Consider the following 18,482-nt stretch of genomic DNA (forward strand, 5'->3'; position numbering starts at 1 on the left):
CTGCAATGTGGCCCTCAGACCCGCTGTCACGCTCCGTCCGCGCTTGATCGCGAAGGGCTCACACCAGGGGTGAGCTGGCAGAACGACCGTTCGGTCGCCGGTAATCGAACGCCGTGTCCGTAAATCGGTCATCGATGTGCGCACGACCTTCGCACCAGCAAGACTCATCCACGTCCAGCCGATACACCGCAGCCAAATGCTGCATCCTCCCTTCGAATCGAAAGAGAGTACTGTCGTGCGTCACCGCATCGCCGCTGTCACCGCCGCCGCCCTCCTCCCCCTCGCCGGGGCCACCGGGATCGCCGAGGCGCAGCCCGCGAGCCTGTACGCCCCCTCCGCCGTGGTCCTCGCGGTCGCCCCCGGCGACGGCGACGCCGCCGTCTCGCGTGCGGTCGCCCTCAGCTGCGCGCCGTCCGCCCAGGGCACGCACCCCGACCCCCAGGCAGCCTGCGCGGCCCTCGCCGCCACCGGCGGCAGCCTGAACCAGCTGCTGGCGGCCCCCGACCGGAACCGGGCCTGTCCGATGCACTACGACCCCGTCACCGTCACCGCGGACGGCGTCTGGAAGGGCAGCCGCATCGCTTGGAAGCACACCTTCGCCAACGCGTGCACGATGTCGGCGACCCTCAACGGGAACGCCACCTTCGCGTTCTGACCCCATCCGCCGCGCGTGCGCAACGCGTTCAGCTCCGCTCCCCGTCGAAGAGGACTCCGGGGTTGAGGATCCCCGCCGGGTCGAGCGCGTGCTTCGCGGCCCGCAGCGCCCGGGCGAACGGCTCCGGGCGCTGCCGGTCGTATCCGGGCCGGTGGTCGCGGCCGACGGCGTGGTGGTGGGTGACGGTGGCCCCGTGCGCACCGAGCACCTCCATGGCGGCGGACTTGATCTCGTCCCACATCTCGGCCTCCGCGCCGCGCCGCGCGGGGGCTATGACGGTGAAGTAGGGGGCGGGGCCGTCGGGGTAGACGTGGGTGAAACGGCAGTTGATCATCCCCTCGGCGCCGGTGACCTCGCGCACGACGGCGCCCAGCTCCCGGTGCACGGCCTCGTACAGGCCCTCGGCACGGTCCCAGGTGCAGGCCGTCTCGAAGGTTTCACTGATCACGCTCATCCGCGCGAGCGCGTCGCGCAGGTAGGGCATGCGCAGGAACGCGGAGCGCCACGAACCGGCCGCGGAGTCGTCTCCCGGGGCGTCGCCCGTGCCCCCGGCGGGCGAACCGCCGTGGTCCCGTACCAGGGCGCCCAGTTCGGCGAGGCGGCCGGCGACGGGGAAGTGCGCGGACTCCACCCCGAGGACGAGTACGCTCCGCCCGCCGCCGGCCACGCCCGCGAGCGCCGCCTCGCCCGGATCGAGCAGCCGGCAGTTGGCCGGGTGCAGCCCCGACTGCGCGACGGCGCGCACCGCCGCGGTCGCGGCCTTGACGTCGTCGAACAGGTACGAGGCGGACGCCTTGTGGCGGGGCCGGTCCTGGAGCCGCATCCACGCCTCGGTGATCACGCCGAGCGTGCCCTCCGATCCCAGGAAGAGTCGGTCGGGGGAGGGTCCCGCGCCCGAACCGGGCACGCGCAGCGACTCGTTGACCCCGGCCGGGGTGACCACGCGCAGGGACTCGGTCAGATCGTCGATGTGGGTGAGGAGCGTGGCGTAGTGGCCTCCGGCGCGCGTCGCCAGCCAACCGCCGAGGGTGGAGAACTCGAAGCTCTGCGGAAAGTGGCGCAGGGTCAGGCCGTGCGGCCGCAACCGGGCTTCGAGGTCGGGTCCGAGCACACCGGCCTGGATCCGCGCCGCCCTGCTGATGGTGTCGATGTCGAGTACGCGGTCCAGACCGGCGAGGTCCAGCGAGACCACGCCGCCCCTCCGGTCCCCGCGGTACTCCACTCCCCCGACCACGGAACTGCCCGCTCCGTACGGCACGACGACCACGTCCGCGCCCGCGGCCCAGTCCAGTACGTCCACCACGTCCTGCTCGCTGCGGGGGAAGGCGACCCGGTCCGGAGCCGTCCCGAGTTCGCCGCGCAGCGCCCGTACGACGTCGCGGTAGGCCTTGCCGTAGGTGTGCGAGGCCCGGTCGGGCGGGGTGTCGGACATCAGGTGGGCCAGGGAGGAGGGCGGGGTGACCCGGGGCTTCGGCAGCTCGACGGACCGGACGTCGGGCACCGGCAGCGGGGTGGCCGCCGCGCCGGGGACCAGTGCGCCGAGGGCCGCGCACTCGCCGTCGGACAGGGCCTTGTCCTCGGTGCCCCAGCCCCACCAGGACCGGCGGGGCCGGGGCGGGGGCGGGACGGCGGACCCGGCGGGGGCGGTGGGCGCGGTCTCGGGCATGACGATATAACCCTTCGGTAATTTACCGCTTGGTAATTTACTTCACCGTATAGTTCGCCTCATGGACTCCACAAGCACCGGGACCGCACCCGGCACCCCGCCGGCCGGGCGCCGGGGCAGACCCGCGGGGACGAAGGGCGTACCGCGCGCCGAGCGCGAGGAGCAGATCCTCGCCGCCGCGCTGGAGGAGTTCGGCCGGCACGGACACGCCTCCGCGTCGATGGCCGAGATCGCCCGGCGCGTGGGCGTGACGAAGCCGATGCTCTACGCCTACTTCGACTCGAAGGACGGGCTCTACCTCGCCTGCCTCGAACACATCGCGGCCCGCGTCATCGAGGCCATCGACGCGGCGATGGCCGGCGGACCGGCCGCCACCGCCGGGGAGCGGCTCCCCCACACCGTTCTCAGCGGACTCTTCACGGCCCTCCAAGAACGGCGTCACGCCTGGTTCGTCCTCTACGACCGGACCTTGCCGCCGGGATCCGAGCTGCGCCTCGCCGCCCAGCGGCACCGCGGGGCCATCGACGAACTCGCCGCGGCGGGCACCGCGGCCCTGCTCAGCGGCCACGGCAACGAGGACCCCCTGGACGCCGACGCCCTCAAGCACGTGTGGACGGGCACGGTCAGCGCCCTCATGGGCTGGTGGATCGCCCATCCCGACCAGTCCGCCCAGGAGATGAGTGCCCGCTGCGCCCGCCTGCTGACGGCCGTGCGCACTCCCTGACCCCGTCGCCGGAGGTCACCGCGAGGGGAAGGCCGGGGGGTTGAGGCGGGCGAAGCCCGGCTGACGGTGGTAGGGGAAGTAGGGGTACGGGGCCGGGCGGGCGCTGGCCCGGTCGAGCCTCGCCATCTGCTCCGGGGTGAGCGTCCAGCCCACGGCCCCGAGGTTCTGGCGCAGTTGCTCCTCGTTGCGCGCCCCGATGATGACCGAGGACACGGTCGGCCGCTGCAACAGCCAGCGCAGGGCGATCTGCGGGACCGCCCTGCCGGTTTCCCCGGCGATCTCGTCCAGGGCGTCGACCACGCGGAAGAGGTGCTCCTCCTCCACCGGCGGCGCGAACTCGGCGGTGTCGTGCAGCCTGCTGCCGGCGGGCAGCGCCCGGCCCCGGCGGATCTTGCCGGTGAGCCGCCCCCAGCCGAGGGGGCTCCAGACGATCGCGCCGAGCCCCTGGTCGAGCCCGAGCGGCATCAGCTCCCATTCGTAGTCGCGGCCGACGAGGGAGTAGTAGACCTGGTGGGCGACGTAGCGCTCCCGGCCGCGGCGGTCGGCGGTGGCGAGGGACTTCATCGCCTGCCAGCCGGAGAAGTTGGACACGCCGAGGTGGCGGATCTTCCCGGCCCGTACTAGGTCGTCGAGGGTGGAGACCACCTCCTCCACGGGGGCTCCGGCGTCGAAGGCGTGCAGCTGGAAGAGGTCGATGCGGTCCGTGCCGAGGCGCCGCAGCGCCTTGTCGACGGAAGCGATCAGGCGGGAGCGCGAGGTGCCCGCGTCGCCGGGAGCCCCACCGGTGGGCAGGCCGGCCTTGGTGGAGATGAGCACCTGGTCGCGGCGGCCCTTGAGGGCGGCTCCCAGCACCTCCTCCGAGGCGCCGTCGGAGTAGACGTCGGCGGTGTCGAACATCGTGACGCCGGCGTCGATGCAGATGTCCACGAGACGGCGCGCCTCCGCCACGCCCGTGTTGCCCCAGGCCCCGAAGAGCGGTCCCCGTCCGCCGAAGGTCCCGGCGCCGAAGCTGAGCGCCGGAACCTGAAGCCCCGAGGCACCCAGTCGCCTGTACTCCATGACGAATCCCCTCTCACACACCCCAGCTAATGGGGCTGGGGTTCCGTTAAGATGCCTTGAGCGTAGCAACGCGAGACGACTAATAGAACTGGAGTCCCGTTATGGAGTTCACCGAGGCCGCGGCCGAGCCGGGCACCGCCCGGCCCGGAGGGCGTACGGCGCGGGTGCGCGCAGCCGTACTGGAAGCCACCGCGGACGTCCTGGCCGGACAGGGCTTCGCCCATCTCGACCTCGCCGACGTCGCGCGCCGCGCGGAAGTGGGGAAGACGACCGTCTACCGCCGCTGGGGCACGGTCACCGGTCTCGTGACCGACCTGCTGCTGGACATGGCACAGCAGTCCCTCCCGCGCACGGAGACGGGTTCGCTCCTCGGGGACCTGACGGCCAACGCCCGGCTGGTGCGGCGGACGCTGGCCGATCCCCGGCAGGGAGCCCTGTTCAAGGCCGTGATCGCGGCGGCCGGCTCCGATCCGAAGGCCGCGGAGGCGCTGTACGGCTTCTACTCGGCCCGGGTCGACGCATGGGCGCCCTGCGTGGAACAGGCCGCCGCCCGCGGCGAGGTACCCGAGGGCACCGACGCGCACGAGGTGATCCGCGCGACGTCCGCCCCCCTCTACTACCGCCTCCTGACCACGCCCTTCCCGCTCGACGAGGCGGATGCGGACCGCGCCGCGCAGGCCGCGGCGGCGGCGGCGCGAGCGGGGGCGTACGTACGGCGGCCCCCGGTCTGACCTGCCCTACGGAGTGGTGCGGGCCGGGAAGGTGAAGCCGTAGCCCTGCCGGGCGAGCCAGGGCAGGTACTGCTTGAGCGCGGCGACGGTCTCGCTGCGGTCGCCGCCGCCGTCGTGGAAGAGCACGGTCGGCTGCGCGGGCAGCTTGCCCTCCAGGGCGGCGACGATCGCCGGCAGACCCGGACGGCTCCAGTCCTTGGGGTCCACGCTCCAGCCCAGCGGCCGCATCCCGCTCGCGGCGGCGATCGCACGGCTGTCGGGGGTGAAGGCACCGCCCGGTGCGCGGTAGTAGTTCACGGCGACGCCGGGGACGGCCTTCTCGATCATGGCCTTGCCGTCGAGTATCTGCCGCCGCTGGTAGTCCACGGGCTTGTGGTCCATCGTCACGTCGTGGTCGACGGAGTGGTCGCACAGCTGATGCCCCTCGGCGGCGACCTCGCGCACCAGCTCCGGGTACTTCTGCGCCCTGGTGCCGATCATGCAGAACGTGGCCTTGACGTGGTTCTCCCTCAGCACCTTGAGGACCTGCGGGGTCCAGCGGGGGTCCGGACCGTCGTCGATGGTGATGGCGACGTCGCGGCCCGGGCCCTGGGCCAGCCGGGAGATCCCCAGCGGGATCCCGGTGGCGCCGTGGGCCGGCTCGGAGCCGGCCCCGGAACGCCCGGCGGAGCCGTCCGTGGCCGCGAGGGCCGGCGTGCCGGCCGCCGCCAGCAGAAGGGCGAGGAGGCTCCCCGCGACGGCGGATCGCGCACGCCGACGACGCACGGAACTGCTGGTGATGCCCATGGACGCGCTCTTCCTTTGCGCTCGACCCCCGGAACCCGTGATTCCGATCCAGGGTAGGCCACGCGCCGGAGAGCAGGTCTGCGCCGATCGGCCCCTGCGCCGCGCCCCGGGCCGGAGGATGGTCCGACCGGCCCGGGGAAGCCCGTTCGGGGCGCCCGCGGCACGGGCCGGTCAGGCGCCGGCCGGGACCGGAGTGTTTTCCGTCTCCTTCTCCGCCGCCGACCCGGCCGTCCCGTCGGCGGCCGCCGGGGTGGCGTCCGCCTCCCCGTGGCGCGGGAGGGCCGTGTAGTAGACCGTCGCACCCTGCTTGACGCGCTCCGCCAGGCTGCGGGCCACCAGTCGCTCGGTGGTCGTGCGCACCAGGTTGTCGCTGACGCTGCGGCCCGGGTCCGCGGCCTTCAGCGCCTGGGCGATCTCGCGGGCCGTCTTCGGCTCCGCCTGCCCGCTCAGGTGCCGGTGGATCAGCTCGGTCAGCGGGACCTGCTTCTCCTCGGAGGCGACGGCCTTCGCCTTCGCGGGCTCCTTCACGGCGGCCTTCGCGGGCTCCTTCGCCGCTGCCTTCGCGGCGGTCGCCTTCGCGGCCGCCGTCTGCTTGGCCGCCGGCTTCTTGACGGTCGCCTTCTTGGCGGTTTCCTTCGTGGCCGTTTCCTTCTTGGCGGGCGTCCTCTTCGCGGGGGCGGTCGTCACGGCGGTGGCCGTCGCGCTCTTGCGGCCGGCGCGCGGGGCGGGCACCGGCGTCACGACGTCGCCGAGGGCCGCCCGCATCCCCACGAGGAGTGCGTGGTCCTGCTCCAGACCGGCCAGGCGCTCCTGGAGGGAGGCGATCTCCTGCCGAATGCGTTCCTGCTCACCGGTGTTCAGGTCGAGGTCGGCGGCGACCTTCTCTGCGTACTGGGACTTGAGGGTGGGAATCTCCCGAGCGGACATGAGTGCTCCTCCGATGGACGGTGTTGCGCGCGGACTCTACCCAGGTGACCTGTGAGGTGTGTGAGTTTGTGCGGTACACGACCCGAAGGAAGCCGCCCGCGGTCACAGTTGCCCGGCGATACGGACCAACACGTCCGTGATGTGTGTCCGCCGGCCGCTTCCCATGATCTTCCAAGCCATCATCCGCAGATCGTCATCCGGTTCGAAGGCGAGGACTTCCGCCGCCGTGGTACCGGGGAAGCCGGTGTGGAGCCGGGGCGCACGGGGCCGACGCGGCGAACCCGTCGTTGCGGGCGGTCTACGGGCGGGTGGCGGTGACCAGGTAGTAGTCCAGGATCCGCTGCTCCCACGCGGCGTGGAAGTTCCGGGGCCAGGTGCCCGGCTCCCACAGGCGCGCGAGCCAGCGGTCCCAGCCGGGCCAGACCTGCGGACCGATCGAGGCGGTCCGTACGTCGGCGAAACCGGCGTCCGCCAGGGCTTCGTCGAGCCGGGAGACGGACCGGGCGATGTCCAGGCCGCTGGCGAACGAGTCGAGCATCCCCGCGAGCCGCTCCGCCGCAGCGGACGCGCCCTCGACGCTGAAGAAGCTGGCGACCGCCACCCGCCCGCCGGGGCGCAGGACCCGGGCCGCCTCGCGGGCGAACGCGGACAGGTCCGGGAAGTGCTGGGCCGCCTCGACGCTGTACAGGCAGTCGAACTCGGCGTCCCCGAGCGGCAGGCTCTCCGCCGCCCCGAGCACGAAGCGCAGCCGCGGCGGCCGGGCTTCGAGGAGGCGGGAGTTCGCCTCGCGGGCGCGCCGGAGCTGCTGGGGGTGGATGTCCACCCCGGTCATCTCCGTGGGCCCGTACTCCTCCAGGGCGAGGGCGCAGCCGAGGCCGAGGCCGCAGCCGACCTCCACGGCCCGGCCGCCCGCGGGACCGACCGCGTCGAGCACGTGCCGGTACAGGTCCTGCTCGCTGCGGATCCGGTCCCCCTGGGACAGCGGCCGTTCGAGATCGACCGCCTGCCAGTAGCCGAAGTTGATGAACCCGCCGGCGAAGACCGGAACGGCGCTGAGGTCGGCCGGCCCGTACGTCTCCCACACCTCGGGCCGCACCTCCGGAGCGGGCTGCTCTTCAGGGGTCCCCGGCACCGTGCCACCACCTCCTCGCGACGGGGCGCCGCGCCCCGAAGCCCCCAGTGTGGCCCGTGGATCCCCCTCGCGACAGGGGACCCGCCCGGCCCCGGGCCCGGTTCGGGACCGTCACCGGCACACCCGCGGGGCGCTTCCGTCGTACGGTTCGGCGAGGATGACGGGGTCACCCGTCCGCAACACGTGAGGAGTCCACGCAGATGCCCGCGTCCGGTCCCGGCCCCAAGCCTCCTACGATCGCCGATGTCGCGCGGGTCGCCGGGGTGTCGCGCACGACGGTCTCGCACGCCCTCAACGGGCTCGGCAAGGTCGACCCCCGCACCCGGGAGCGGATCAAGCAGGTCGCCGCAGAGCTCGGATACCGGCCCAACCTCAGGGCCCAGCGGCTGCGGCACGGACAGGCCAAGGCCATCGCTCTCGCCTCCTCGATGCCGTTCGCGGTGGCGGGCGGGGCCTCGCGGCTCGGGTTCTACATGGAGATCGCCGCCGCGGCGGCCGAGAGCGCCCTGCTGCACGAGTACGCCCTCGTCCTCGTGCCGCCCGTCCGGTCCGGTTCCGGGCTGCACTCCGTCGACATCGACGGGGCGATCGTCGTCGAGCCGGACGTGGACGACCCCGCGACGGCCCGCCTGCGCGAGCGCGGACTGCCGTACGTGGCGCTCGGCCGGCCCGTCTCCCCGGACGAGCAGGCTCCGTACGTGGACCTGCGCGGCGGGCTCGTCACCGAGATGCTCCTCACCCACCTGCGCGAACAGGGCGCCGAGCGTCCGGCGCTGATCATCGGGTCCGGCGAACGGCACTCCTCCGTCGACGCGCGCGAGGCCTACGGGCGCATGGCGGCCGAGCACGGCTGGCCCCCGGTCGTGGCCACCGCCCCCGAGGCGGGCGGCGAGCAGGCCGGATACGAGCGCTGCGCGGCCCTGCTCGCCGAGCACCCCGGGACCGACGCCGTCTGCGCGCTGGTGGACGCCTTCGCGGTGGGTGCGGTCCGGGCGGTCCGGGACAGCGGGCGGACCGTACCGGACGACGTCATGGTCGTCACCCGGTACGACGGACTGCGCGCCCGTACCTGCGATCCGCTCCTCACCGCCGTCGACCTGCACCTGGACCGGGCGGCGGCCGGCGCGGTGGATCTCCTGCTGGGCCGGCTGCGGGGCGCGGACGGCGTGCCGATGGTGGTGGCGCCGCCCGCGCCGCGGCTGGTCGTACGGGCGTCCTCGCTGCGGGTCAGGCCCCCAGCATGAGGACCACCCCCGAGACCAGGGCGAACAGCAGGACGAACACCCGCGTCCTGCGCGCGTCCAGGCGGTGGTGCACCGAGCGGCTCAGCCACGCCCCGGCGGCGATCACCGGGAGCAGCAGGGCCGCCCAGCCCAGGTCCTGGACGCGGCCCCGTCCGGTGGCGAACAGCAGGACCAGCGAGGCCACTTCACCGACGAGGAAGCAGACGGCGACGGTGGCGCGCAGCTCGGCGGGCGGCCGGTGCTGGTACACCAGCGCGAGCGGCGGACCGCCGACACCGGTGGCGGTCTCCGTCAGCCCCGTCACCACACCCGCCCCGACGTAGGCGGCCCTGCCGGGGGTGAACGCGGGAGCGGCGAGACTCACCACCGCCGCCAGGGCGGTGGCGATGCCCACGAACAGGCCGATGCTGCGGTCCGGGATCAGCCACAGCAGTGCCAGCCCGCCGGGGGTCGCGGCCAGCCGGGCGGCGGTGATCCAGCCGGCGCCCCGCAGGTCCAGCGCGGCCCGCTCGCGCCAGGCGACGTACAGGTTCAGCGGGATCATCGACGCCAGGACGAACACCGGCAGCAGACCGGGATCGAGGATCCCCGCCACGGGGGCGACGATCAGGGCGAAGCCGAGCCCGCTGCTGCCCTGGACGAAGGCGGCGAGGGCCACGGTGAGGGCGAGCGCCGTCAGTGTCCCGGCGCTCATCGGGTGGTGTCCCGCGCCCGGGCGGCCGTGGAAGTGGGGTGGACCCGGGTGATGGGCGCCCCTTCCACGGCGGCCTGCGCCAGTTCGGCCGCCCGCCGTACGAGCGCGGGGCCGTCCCATCCGGTGGGCAGGCCGCGCCACAGGCGCATCCGGCCCGCGACGAACACGGCGGTGATCTGGTCGCGGTTGCCACGTCGTACCAGCTCCCACGGCAGGTCCCAGGAGAGCGCGAGTTCGGGGTTGGTGACGTCGACGAGGAGGAAGTCGGCGGCCAGGCCCGCCGCGACGGTGCCGGTCCGGGCGCCGAGGCCGACGGCGTCGGCGCCGCCGCGCGTGGCGTGTTCGAGCCAGGTCCACCCGGCGCCGCACGAGGAGTCGCCGGTGGCGAGGCCGTACGCGATGCGCTGGGCGAACTCGGCCGCGTCGGCGAGCCGGAACCCGTCGCCCCGGGTGCCGTCGGTGCCGAGGCCGAAGCGGATGCCGCGCTCGGCCATGGCGGTGGCCGGGGCGACCGCGTTGCCCTTCCAGGCGCTGGCGACGGGGTTGTAGCTGACGGCGGCCCCCGTGTCGGCGAGCAGGGTCAGCTCGCGGGGGGTGAGCAGGGTGGCGTGGGCGGCGAGCAGTTGAGGGCCGAGCGCGCCGATGCGGTGCAGGTGTTCGAGGGGGCGCGAGCCGTGGCGCACCAGGGAGCGCTCGACGCCGGCCAGGTGCTCGTTGACGTGGATCTGGACGGTGGCCCCGGCTTCGGCGGCGAGCCGGGCCGTGCCCCGGAGGGTGGCCTCGGTGGCCGCCTCGGGGATGGACACGGCGAGGGAAGCGTGGACGAGCGGGTCGCCCTCGTACCGCGCCAGGTGCCCGGCCGCTTCGTCGAGTACGGAGCGGTCCTGGTTCGCGGCGCCGTCGTCGCAGACCAGTCCGAGGACGCAGCGGATCCCGGCGTCGCGGGCGGCCGAGGCGACGACGTCGACGTCCACACCGGTGCGGTTGCCGGCGTCCGCGACGGTGGTGAACCCGCCGCGCAGCGCTTCGAGCGCCGCCAGTTTCGCCGCCGTGTACGCCGACTCCTCGTCCAGGGCGCCCTCCAGCGGCACCCAGACCCTGCGGAAGATCTCCGACGGCTCCCCGTAGGCGAGGGCGGAGCCGAAGCTCTGCGTGAGGTGGTGGTGGGCGTCGACGAAACCGGGCATGAGGAGGTGGCCGGGCAGCCGCAGGGGGTCGAGCCGCGGATGGGTGCGCTCCAGCTCCTCGGCGGGGCCCACGGCCCGGAAGGCGCCGTCGGCGACGACGACGGCCGTGCCGGCGGCGGGGCCTTCGGGCAGCAGCACGGCGTCGGGCACGAGGAGCAGCGGGCCGCACGCGCCGAGGGGTTCGCGGCGCAGGTCGTGGATGAGCTGGTTCATCGGTCGGTTCATCGGTCGCTTTCCGTACGGGCCCCGGCGACGCGGGCGGCGATGCCGGGCCTGACGTGGTCGAAGAGGAAGTGGAGCAGGGCGGCCGTGAACGCGCCGACGGCGACGCCGCTCTCCAGGAGGATGCGGAGGTTCGGGGGGAAGCCCGCGTACACGCCGGGGACGAGGACGGGGAGCAGGCCGAGCGCGAGGGCGACGGCGCAGACGAAGGTGTTGGTGTGCCGGTCGAGGTCCGAGCGGCCGAGCATCTGGATGCCGAGCACCGTGATGACGGCGAAGACGACCATGGCCGTGCCGCCGATGACGGCGGACGGGATCAGGCTGATGGCGCGGGTCACGGGCGCGAGGAAGCCGATGGCGATGAGGACGAGACCGGCAGCGGCGGTGACGAAGCGGCTGCGGACGCCGGTGACGCGGACGATCCCGATGTTCTCCCCGCTCGTCACCATCAGCGGCAGTCCGAGGAAGCCGCCGGCGAGGGAGGTGAGCGCGTCACCCCGGATGGTCCTGGGGACGGCGGTGCGCCGGTCGATCTCCTTGCCCACGGCCTCGGCGTTGATGACGGTCTGCCCGGTGGCCTCCGCCATGGAGGCGAGGCTGTAGAGCATCAGCGGCAGCGCGGCGACGAGGTCGAACCGCGGTGAGCCGAAGGGCAGCGGCTGCGGGGCGTTGAACAGGCCGCCCTCGGCCGCGCGCCCGAAGTCGACGGAGCCGAGCAGCGCCGCGAAGGCGGTGCCGGCGAGCAGCCCCAGCATGACGGCGAGTTGGCGAAGGACGCCGGTGGACAGCAGGTAGCAGACGACGGTGAAGCCGATCGTGGCCATGCCGAGCCCGAGGTTCACGGGGTCGGCGAAGCCGGGCTGGCCGGGACGGCCCGTGACGAGGACGGCTCCGACCTTCACCAGGTTGACGCCGACGATGACGATCATCGTGCCGATGACGAGGGCCGGGAAGAGGGCCAGCAGCCGCGAGAAGACGGGGAGGACGACGAAGGAGAAGAGCGCGGTGAGGATGACCGCCCCGGTGGCCGTGCGCAGGCCGTGCTGCTCGGCGATGGCGAGGAAGAGGACGAGGGGCGCGCCGCCCGGCAGCATCACGAACGGGAGCCGGGGGCCGAACTTCCAGGGCCCGAGCGACTGGATGAGGGAGCCGGCGCCGGACAGCACGAAGGCCGCGGAGAGGAGGTCGACGGTCAGGTGCGGGTCGAGGCGGAGGGTGGCGCTCATCAGGAAGATCGCCGAGATCGGCGTGGCCGCCATGACGAGGACGTGCTGGATGCCGAAGAGGAGGATCCGGCCGAGGGGGCGGGACTCGTCGACGGGGTGGACTCCGCCGGGGCGGCCCTCGGGACGGACCCCGTGGGGGCGGGCGTCGTCGGGGCCGGTGTGTTCGGCGCCGGTGTGTTCGGCGCCGGTGTGTTCGGCGCCGGCGTGTTCGGCGCCGGCGTGTTCGGCGCCGGCGTGTTCGGCGCGGGCGTGTTCGGCGCGGGCGTCGTCGGCGTCGTCGGCGCGGGGCGGCTGCGACTGCTGCGTCGGGGGCTGGTGGGTACCGGGGCGGGTGGGACGGGGACTTGACACGTTCGAGCTCCGATCGGCGTTCGACACGTATGGGTTCAGCCGCGATCCGGCCCCGGACGGAGAGCCAAAACGAGGTGGCCAAATCGATTTGGCCGCCAGTATCCGAGGGCTCCGGACGGCCGTCAAGGGTTCCGGCGACGGGCGGGCGCTCACGGGCGTAGGCTTCGCTGAGCACGAGCGCGACGGGGGCGGGCACATGGCGAACAAGACGGCACGGACATGGGGTTCGACCCTCGACTCGGTCGTGGTGTACGCGCAGGGGGCGGTCTGCCGCCGCCTGGTCCGCGGCAGCATGCCGGCGGACGGCAGGGTGCGGGTGACCGGACTCCCCCGGTCGCTGGATCCGGGCTCCCTGCGGGTCCGCGCGCTGAACGCCCCCGGAGTCCGCGTCACCGAGGCCCGGGTGGAGACCGAGGCCGAACCCCTCGGCGCGGGCGTACCCGACGCGTTGCGCCGTGAGGTCGTACGGCTGCGCGAGGAGTGCGCGGCGGCGCAGGGTCGCCGGGACCGGCAGCTGGGCCTGATCGAGGAGGTCAGGGCGCTGCACCCGGTGCCGCCTGAGCGCAGGCGCGGCGACCCGCACCGCCGCACCCCGGTCGACGCGTGGCTGGAGCTCGCGGAGTTCGTGGACGCCCGGCTGGTACGGCTGCACGCGCGCCTCGCCGAACTGGAGGAGGCACGGCGGCACGTCGAGCACGAGCTCTCCGTCGCCGCGGACCGGCTCGCCCGCGCTTCCAGCGACGCACCGTCGGCGCACGTGCGGACCACGGTCTGCGCGGTGCTGACGCTCGACCGCCGCACGGCCGACGCGCAGGAGGCGCAAGCGCCACCGGAGGCGGAGCCGGGGGTCGAGCCGGAGGTCGAGCTGGAGCTGGAGTACGCGGTGCCCGGCGCCGTCTGGGTACCGGCCTACCGGCTCACCCACCGGCAGGGCGAGGAGGCCGGCCGGCTGCTCCTGCGCGCCTCGGTCGCCCAGCGCACCGGCGAGGACTGGACCGGCGTGCGCATCGCCCTGGCCACCGCGGACCTCCGGCGCCGCACCGACCTGCCGAAGCTGGGCTCGATCCGGATCGGACGCCGCCAGGCCGCGCCCGCGCCGTCCGGCTGGCGCGAGCCTCCGGCGGGGCTCGCGGACCTGTTCGCCGGCTACGAGGCGGCGGGCCCCCGGCCGGCCGGCCCGGCCCCCGTACCCCCCGCACGCCCGGGTGTCGGGGCCGGGTCCGCGCCCGGTTCCGTACCGCCACCACCGCCTGCCGTGCCCGTACCGGTTCCGCCGGCGCCCCAGGGGTACGGAGCTCCGCCGGCCCCGTTCCCGGCGCCCGGCGCCACGGACGGCCTGGGACTCCAGACCTTCGGCGCCGCCCTGCCCACACCCGCCCCCGCGGCACCGGCCCGGTCACGGGCCGCAGGACGCCCGGCCGGGGGCGGCGGGGCCTTCGCCGCGCCCGCCGCCGCCCCGATGGCAGCCGCCCCGATGGGCGCCGCCCCGGTGGCCCCCGCGGCTCCCGGCGGGGCCGCACCGCCCCCTCCGGCGCCGCCGGCCGGTCCGCCGCGGCCCAGCGGTGCCGAGCTCGACTACGCCGGCCTCGTCATGTCCGGCCCCGGTGAACCGGGCGGCCGCCAGGGCCGGCTGTTCCCGGAAGCCCCCGCCGACCCGGTCGCGGCCGAACACCGGCGCCGCGCCGAGGCGGTGGCCGCGCTGCCCCTGCCCGGACACGCCGCGCGTCCCCGCGCTTCGGCCGGCTCCTTCGACCACCGCTTCGACGCCGCCGCCCGCGCCGACGTCCCCTCGGACGGCACCTGGCACACCGTCACCGTCGGCGAGATACCGGTCGGCCTGCGCACCGAGTACCTCTGCGTGCCGTCCGTGGAGCAGACCGTGTACGCGACGCTGGTGCTCTCCAACGCCACCGACCAGGCCCTGCTCGCCGGTCCGGTGGAGGTCACCGTCGACGACGAGTTCCTGCTGACCGCCGCCCTGCCCACGCTCGCCCCCGGCGGGACCCGCCGGGTGGGGCTCGGTCCGGCCGAGGGCATCGCGGTCAGCCGCCGTTCGAGCATGCACGAGTCGACCGCGGGCCTGCGGAACAACACCACCGTGCTCGACCACCGCGTCCACGTGGAGCTCGCCAACCGGCTCGCCGGGCCCGTCACCGTCGAGGTCCGCGAGCGGGTCCCGGTCACCGCCGAACCCGATGTCCGGATCGAGGAACGGGCCGACTGGACGGTGCCCGAGGAGGGCACGGGACCCGAGCACCACGCACCGGGGACCCGCGTCTGGCGGGTGGCCCTGCCCGCCGGCGCCACCACCGCCCTCGACGGCGGCTACGAGATCCGCATCCCGGCCGGCAAGGGCCTGGTCGGCGGCAACCGCAGGAGCTGACACAGCCATGTCCACGGCCCTCACGCCGATAGCCCTCCCCGTCACCGCGGTGACCTGCCTGGAGGACCGGGCCCACGTCGAGCGCACCGCCGTGCTCGACCTGGAGGCCGGAGTCCAGCGGCTGCGTCTCGGCCCGGTCAGCGCGCTGGCCGTCGACCGCACCCTCCACGCCGAGCTGTCCGCCGATCACCCGGCGACGGTGCTGGACGTACGGCTGGTACGCACCTGGACGCCCAGCGGACCACTGCCCTCCCCCGACGATTCCGCCCTGCGCCACCGCGTACACGAGCTGGAGGGCGAGCGGCACGCCGTGGAGCAGCGGCGCGAGCGGCTGGGCGCCCGCCTCGGCGTGCTCGGCCGCCTCGCCGCCGATCTGCTGCGGGACATCGCCGAAGGGGCCGGCTCCGGAGAGGGCGACGGGCCCCGCTGGGCCCGCGAACTGGACCGGGTGGACCGCGAGCGCGAGGAGTTCGGCGAACAGCTCTGGTCCGCCGAAGCCGAGTTGATGGAACTGGACGGCGAACTCGCCGAGGTCCGGCAGGCCATGGCCCGGTCCGAGACGCCGGCCGCCGAGCTGGTCGGCCACGTCGAGCTGACCGTGGACGCCGCGGCCGCCGGGCCGGTCCGGCTGCGCCTGGGCCACCTCACCCCCTGCGCCCTGTGGCGGCCCGCCTACCGCGCCGTCCTCGACGGGGACTCCCTCACGCTGGAGACCGACGCGATGGTCTGGCAGCGCACCGGCGAGGACTGGTCCGGCGTACGGCTGACGCTCTCGACGGCCCGGTCGGCGCTGGCCACCGATCCGCCGCGGCTCGGCGAGGACCGGCTGACGCTGGGCGAGCGCACTGCCGCCGAACGCCGCACGGTGGACGTGGAGTTGCGCGAGGAGGCGATCGGGGACATCGGCCCGGCCCCCGTGCTCGGCCTGCCGGGGGTCGACGACGGCGGTGAGGCGCGGGTGCTGGCCGCGCCCGCGCCGGTCTCCGTACCCGGGGACGGCCGTGCCCACCGGGTGCCACTGTCCGCGTTCACCGCGCCCGCGCGCAGTGAGTACGCCTGCTCGCCCGAGCTGTCCCCGCTGGTCACCCGGGTGGTGCGGTTCGACAACGGGTCGGGCCACGCGTTGCTCGCCGGTCCCGTGGACCTGGTCCGTACGGGCGGGTTCGGCGGGCGCGGCACCCTGGACTTCACCGCGCCCGGCGCCCCGGTCGCGCTGGCCTTCGGCAGCTGCGACGACCACAGCGTGGTCCGGGAGACCGAGGAGTCCCGGACCACCGCCGGGATCACCCAGCGGACGGTGGTCACCCGTACGGTCCGCGTGCACCTGTCCCGGTTCTCCGCGCCGGCGGAGGAGGGTGAACGGGTGGTCGTCGTACGGGAACGGATCCCGGTCTCGGAGGTCTCGGCGGTGGAGGTGCGCATGCTGAAGGAGGCCTGCTCCCCCCGGCCCGCCGGTCTCGACGCCGACGGCATCGCGCACTGGGAGGTCGCGCTCCCGCCCGGCGGCCGCCGCACGCTGACCCTGGTCTACGAGCTGTCGGCGAGTGCCAAGGTCGCGGGGATCTGACGCACCGCACCGGACGCGGGCCGCACGCCTGCGGGAAGGCCCGGGCGCCGGCGCGCGCATGACCCGGCGCTGCCGGGTAACACGCCGTCAATGACGAACGCCCACGACGTGGACACGAGACCCGGCCGGCTTCTCCTCCTGCTGCCCTTGCAGGCGGGGTTGGTCGCGGCCCTCGGACTGTTGGTGACAGGCCCCCTGGCGGGCCGGTGGCCCCTGTCCGCCGAGGACGGCGTCAACCGCGCGCTGGCGGCCCGGCGCAGTGTTCCCGCCTCCGTGTTCTCGGAGGCGATGTCGCTGCTGGCCGGGACCGGGAGCGTGATCGCGCTGACGCTCGTGGCCTGCGTCGTACTGCTGTGCGTTCCGCGCGTGCCCCGGTGGCGGGAGGTGGCGTTCCTGGCGGGTTCCGTCGCCGCGCAGTCCGCCGTGTTCCTGCTCGTCACGCTCGTGGTGGAGCGGCCCCGGCCCGATGTGCCGCACCTCGACGCGGCCCCGCCGACGTCCAGTTTCCCCTCCGGGCACGTCGGAGCCTCCATGGCGCTCTTCGGGGGCCTGGCCGTGCTCGCCGCCAGGCGGCTGAGGGGTCTGCGGCGGTACCTGGTGGTGGCGGCGCTCCTGCTGATCCCCCTGGCCGTGGCCGGCTCCCGGGTCTACCGGGGCATGCACCATCCCTCGGACGTGCTGGCGGGGCTGCTCAACGGCGCCTGCACGCTCCTCGTCGTGGCCGGCGCGCTGCTGTTGCCGGGCACCGGGGCCGCGCCCGAACGGGCGGCCGGTGACGGGCCGACCGAGCCACGCCCCGGACCGGCGGGCGGCCGGACCTCGTCCGGGGCGCGGGGCCGGGTCGTGGTGGTCCGCCATCCGCACGGGTGCGACGGTGAAACGGCCGCCCGGGTGCGGGACGTACTGCGCGGCCGCGGATGGACGGACCAGGTGTGGGTGCTCACCTCGGCCGAGGAGCCGTGCGGTGCGCTGGCCGCGCGCACGGCCGGGGCCGACACCGCTCTGGTCGTCGTCTGCGGTGGGGACGGCACGGTACGGGCCTGCGCCGACGTGCTGGCCGGCACCGGGATCCCGATGGCGATCGTGCCCTGCGGCACGGGGAACCTCCTTGCCCGCAACCTGCGGCTGCCCTCCGACGCGGCGGCCGCCCTGCGGGAGGCACTGTCCGGGGAAGCCGTCGGTGTCGACGTGGGCCGGATCAGCGGTGACGGCCTCGCGCCGACCCGGTTCGTGGTCATGGCGGGTGCCGGTTTCGACGCGGCCATGGTGCGGGACGCCTCACCGCGGCTCAAGGAGCACCTGGGCTGGGCCGCCTACGTCCTCTCGGCCCTGCGCCATCTGCGCGACCCCCGGATGCGGCTGTCGATCCGGCTGGACGGGGGCGCTCCGCTGGAGCGGCGGGCCCGCATGGTCGTCATCGGCAACGTCGGCACGCTGCAGGGCGGGCTGCCGCTGCTCCCGGACGCGCGGCCCGACAGCGGCCGGCTGGACGTGGTGCTGCTCGACCCCCGCGGGCCCGGAGGGTGGTTCGCGGCGGCCCGGCACCTCGCCTCCCGCGGGACCGGACGGGGATCGGCGGACGGGCGTCCCCGGCCGGCTCCCGGCGGGCCCGGGCGCCTCGCGGCGCACGGCGCGCTGGAGTACTTCAGCGCGGCCCGCATCGACCTGCGCCTCGCCCGCGCCCAGCCGCGCGAGCTCGACGGTGACGCGTTCGCGGCCGGTACGCGGGTGACCGCCGAGGTCGAGCCGGGGGCGCTGCGGGTGTGCCTGCCCGTGCCGGTGCGGACCGGTGCGCCCGGCGCGCCCGGTGCGCCGGACGAGCAGGTCACGGACGGCGCGGAGGGGGCGGCCGCCCTCTCCGCCGGGAACTGAACCCGCGCGCCCGCGCGGAACATCCGGACACGGCCCGGGGGACGGAAGGAACGGTC

Annotated in this window: 15 protein-coding genes; 7 read left to right on the forward strand and 8 right to left on the reverse strand. The window is 74.9% G+C overall.

Features of this window, described 5'->3' with window-relative positions; translation table 11 throughout:
- The first annotated feature begins 196 nt into the window (after positions 1 to 196).
- Positions 197 to 655, forward strand: a complete 459-nt coding sequence (locus CP980_RS04570) for an SSI family serine proteinase inhibitor (RefSeq protein WP_150492701.1) — start codon at positions 197 to 199, stop codon at positions 653 to 655.
- A gap of 28 nt (positions 656 to 683) precedes the next feature.
- Here the strand turns inward: CP980_RS04570 and CP980_RS04575 are convergent, their stop codons facing one another.
- Positions 684 to 2,321, reverse strand: coding sequence for an FAD-binding oxidoreductase (locus CP980_RS04575; protein WP_150492702.1), 1,638 nt, complete (start codon positions 2,319 to 2,321; stop codon positions 684 to 686).
- Between the two features lie 61 nt (positions 2,322 to 2,382).
- Here CP980_RS04575 and CP980_RS04580 point away from each other — a divergent pair, with 61 nt between their 5' ends.
- A complete protein-coding gene (locus CP980_RS04580) occupies positions 2,383 to 3,045 on the forward strand; it encodes a TetR/AcrR family transcriptional regulator (RefSeq protein WP_150492703.1) in 663 nt (220 codons plus the stop codon).
- Between the two features lie 15 nt (positions 3,046 to 3,060).
- Here the strand turns inward: CP980_RS04580 and CP980_RS04585 are convergent, their stop codons facing one another.
- Positions 3,061 to 4,104: an aldo/keto reductase gene (locus CP980_RS04585; protein ID WP_132754238.1), complete on the reverse strand. Its 1,044-nt coding sequence runs from the start codon at positions 4,102 to 4,104 to the stop codon at positions 3,061 to 3,063.
- 101 nt (positions 4,105 to 4,205) lie between these two features.
- Between CP980_RS04585 and CP980_RS04590 the strand changes: the two genes are divergently transcribed.
- Positions 4,206 to 4,835: a TetR/AcrR family transcriptional regulator gene (locus tag CP980_RS04590; RefSeq protein ID WP_150492704.1), complete on the forward strand. Its 630-nt coding sequence runs from the start codon at positions 4,206 to 4,208 to the stop codon at positions 4,833 to 4,835.
- A gap of 6 nt (positions 4,836 to 4,841) precedes the next feature.
- Here the strand turns inward: CP980_RS04590 and CP980_RS04595 are convergent, their stop codons facing one another.
- The 3 genes from CP980_RS04595 to CP980_RS04605 form a co-directional block, all read right to left on the reverse strand.
- Positions 4,842 to 5,621 (reverse strand): polysaccharide deacetylase family protein, encoded by a 780-nt coding sequence (locus tag CP980_RS04595; RefSeq protein WP_132754242.1) that lies wholly within the window; start codon positions 5,619 to 5,621, stop codon positions 4,842 to 4,844.
- 171 nt (positions 5,622 to 5,792) lie between these two features.
- A complete protein-coding gene (locus CP980_RS34985) occupies positions 5,793 to 6,548 on the reverse strand; it encodes a hypothetical protein (protein WP_167535789.1) in 756 nt (251 codons plus the stop codon).
- A gap of 298 nt (positions 6,549 to 6,846) precedes the next feature.
- Positions 6,847 to 7,680 (reverse strand): class I SAM-dependent methyltransferase, encoded by an 834-nt coding sequence (locus tag CP980_RS04605; RefSeq protein ID WP_229906848.1) that lies wholly within the window; start codon positions 7,678 to 7,680, stop codon positions 6,847 to 6,849.
- 200 nt (positions 7,681 to 7,880) lie between these two features.
- Here CP980_RS04605 and CP980_RS04610 point away from each other — a divergent pair, with 200 nt between their 5' ends.
- Entirely contained in the window at positions 7,881 to 8,924 is a 1,044-nt protein-coding gene (locus tag CP980_RS04610) for a LacI family DNA-binding transcriptional regulator (protein WP_132754248.1), read from the forward strand.
- Here the strand turns inward: CP980_RS04610 and CP980_RS04615 are convergent.
- Genes CP980_RS04615 through CP980_RS04625 form a run of 3 tightly spaced genes read right to left on the reverse strand, consistent with a single transcriptional unit; the run spans position 8,908 to position 12,286 of the window.
- Complete coding sequence (locus CP980_RS04615; protein WP_150492705.1) at positions 8,908 to 9,618, reverse strand: sulfite exporter TauE/SafE family protein; 711 nt, start codon at positions 9,616 to 9,618, stop codon at positions 8,908 to 8,910. The genes CP980_RS04610 and CP980_RS04615 overlap by 17 nt on opposite strands.
- Positions 9,615 to 11,018 carry an amidohydrolase family protein gene (locus CP980_RS04620; protein ID WP_150530124.1) on the reverse strand — a complete coding sequence of 468 codons (1,404 nt, stop codon included), beginning with the start codon at positions 11,016 to 11,018 and terminating at the stop codon, positions 9,615 to 9,617. The genes CP980_RS04615 and CP980_RS04620 overlap by 4 nt, the downstream gene beginning before the upstream one ends.
- A gap of 8 nt (positions 11,019 to 11,026) precedes the next feature.
- The gene (locus CP980_RS04625) at positions 11,027 to 12,286 is read right to left on the reverse strand and encodes a uracil-xanthine permease family protein (protein WP_373312812.1); all 1,260 of its coding nucleotides are present in this window, start codon (positions 12,284 to 12,286) and stop codon (positions 11,027 to 11,029) included.
- A 514-nt stretch (positions 12,287 to 12,800) separates the two neighbouring features.
- Here CP980_RS04625 and CP980_RS04630 point away from each other — a divergent pair.
- The 3 genes from CP980_RS04630 to CP980_RS04640 all read left to right on the forward strand — a co-directional run bounded on the left by CP980_RS04630 (position 12,801) and on the right by CP980_RS04640 (position 18,426).
- Entirely contained in the window at positions 12,801 to 14,987 is a 2,187-nt protein-coding gene (locus tag CP980_RS04630; RefSeq protein ID WP_150492706.1) for a DUF4139 domain-containing protein, read from the forward strand.
- Positions 14,988 to 14,994: 7 nt separating this feature from the next.
- Positions 14,995 to 16,554 carry a mucoidy inhibitor MuiA family protein gene (locus CP980_RS04635; RefSeq protein ID WP_150492707.1) on the forward strand — a complete coding sequence of 520 codons (1,560 nt, stop codon included), beginning with the start codon at positions 14,995 to 14,997 and terminating at the stop codon, positions 16,552 to 16,554.
- A gap of 90 nt (positions 16,555 to 16,644) precedes the next feature.
- Complete coding sequence (locus tag CP980_RS04640) at positions 16,645 to 18,426, forward strand: bifunctional phosphatase PAP2/diacylglycerol kinase family protein (RefSeq protein ID WP_150492708.1); 1,782 nt, start codon at positions 16,645 to 16,647, stop codon at positions 18,424 to 18,426.
- The last annotated feature ends 56 nt before the right edge of the window (positions 18,427 to 18,482 follow it).

Origin of the sequence: Streptomyces vinaceus (assembly GCF_008704935.1) — a bacterium.
Classification (GTDB): domain Bacteria; phylum Actinomycetota; class Actinomycetes; order Streptomycetales; family Streptomycetaceae; genus Streptomyces; species Streptomyces vinaceus.

What these genes read in the sequence shown, in the direction of transcription:
- CP980_RS04570 (WP_150492701.1), top strand. Translation starts at nt 197, where the DNA reads ATGCTGCATCCTCCCTTCGAATCGAAAGAGAGTACTGTCGTGCGTCAC.
- CP980_RS04575 (WP_150492702.1), bottom strand. Translation starts at nt 2,321, where the DNA reads ATGCCCGAGACCGCGCCCACCGCCCCCGCCGGGTCCGCCGTCCCGCCC.
- CP980_RS04580 (WP_150492703.1), top strand. Translation starts at nt 2,383, where the DNA reads ATGGACTCCACAAGCACCGGGACCGCACCCGGCACCCCGCCGGCCGGG.
- CP980_RS04585 (WP_132754238.1), bottom strand. Translation starts at nt 4,104, where the DNA reads ATGGAGTACAGGCGACTGGGTGCCTCGGGGCTTCAGGTTCCGGCGCTC.
- CP980_RS04590 (WP_150492704.1), top strand. Translation starts at nt 4,206, where the DNA reads ATGGAGTTCACCGAGGCCGCGGCCGAGCCGGGCACCGCCCGGCCCGGA.
- CP980_RS04595 (WP_132754242.1), bottom strand. Translation starts at nt 5,621, where the DNA reads ATGGGCATCACCAGCAGTTCCGTGCGTCGTCGGCGTGCGCGATCCGCC.
- CP980_RS34985 (WP_167535789.1), bottom strand. Translation starts at nt 6,548, where the DNA reads ATGTCCGCTCGGGAGATTCCCACCCTCAAGTCCCAGTACGCAGAGAAG.
- CP980_RS04610 (WP_132754248.1), top strand. Translation starts at nt 7,881, where the DNA reads ATGCCCGCGTCCGGTCCCGGCCCCAAGCCTCCTACGATCGCCGATGTC.
- CP980_RS04615 (WP_150492705.1), bottom strand. Translation starts at nt 9,618, where the DNA reads ATGAGCGCCGGGACACTGACGGCGCTCGCCCTCACCGTGGCCCTCGCC.
- CP980_RS04620 (WP_150530124.1), bottom strand. Translation starts at nt 11,018, where the DNA reads ATGAACCAGCTCATCCACGACCTGCGCCGCGAACCCCTCGGCGCGTGC.
- CP980_RS04625 (WP_373312812.1), bottom strand. Translation starts at nt 12,286, where the DNA reads ATGGCGGCCACGCCGATCTCGGCGATCTTCCTGATGAGCGCCACCCTC.
- CP980_RS04630 (WP_150492706.1), top strand. Translation starts at nt 12,801, where the DNA reads ATGGCGAACAAGACGGCACGGACATGGGGTTCGACCCTCGACTCGGTC.
- CP980_RS04635 (WP_150492707.1), top strand. Translation starts at nt 14,995, where the DNA reads ATGTCCACGGCCCTCACGCCGATAGCCCTCCCCGTCACCGCGGTGACC.
- CP980_RS04640 (WP_150492708.1), top strand. Translation starts at nt 16,645, where the DNA reads ATGACGAACGCCCACGACGTGGACACGAGACCCGGCCGGCTTCTCCTC.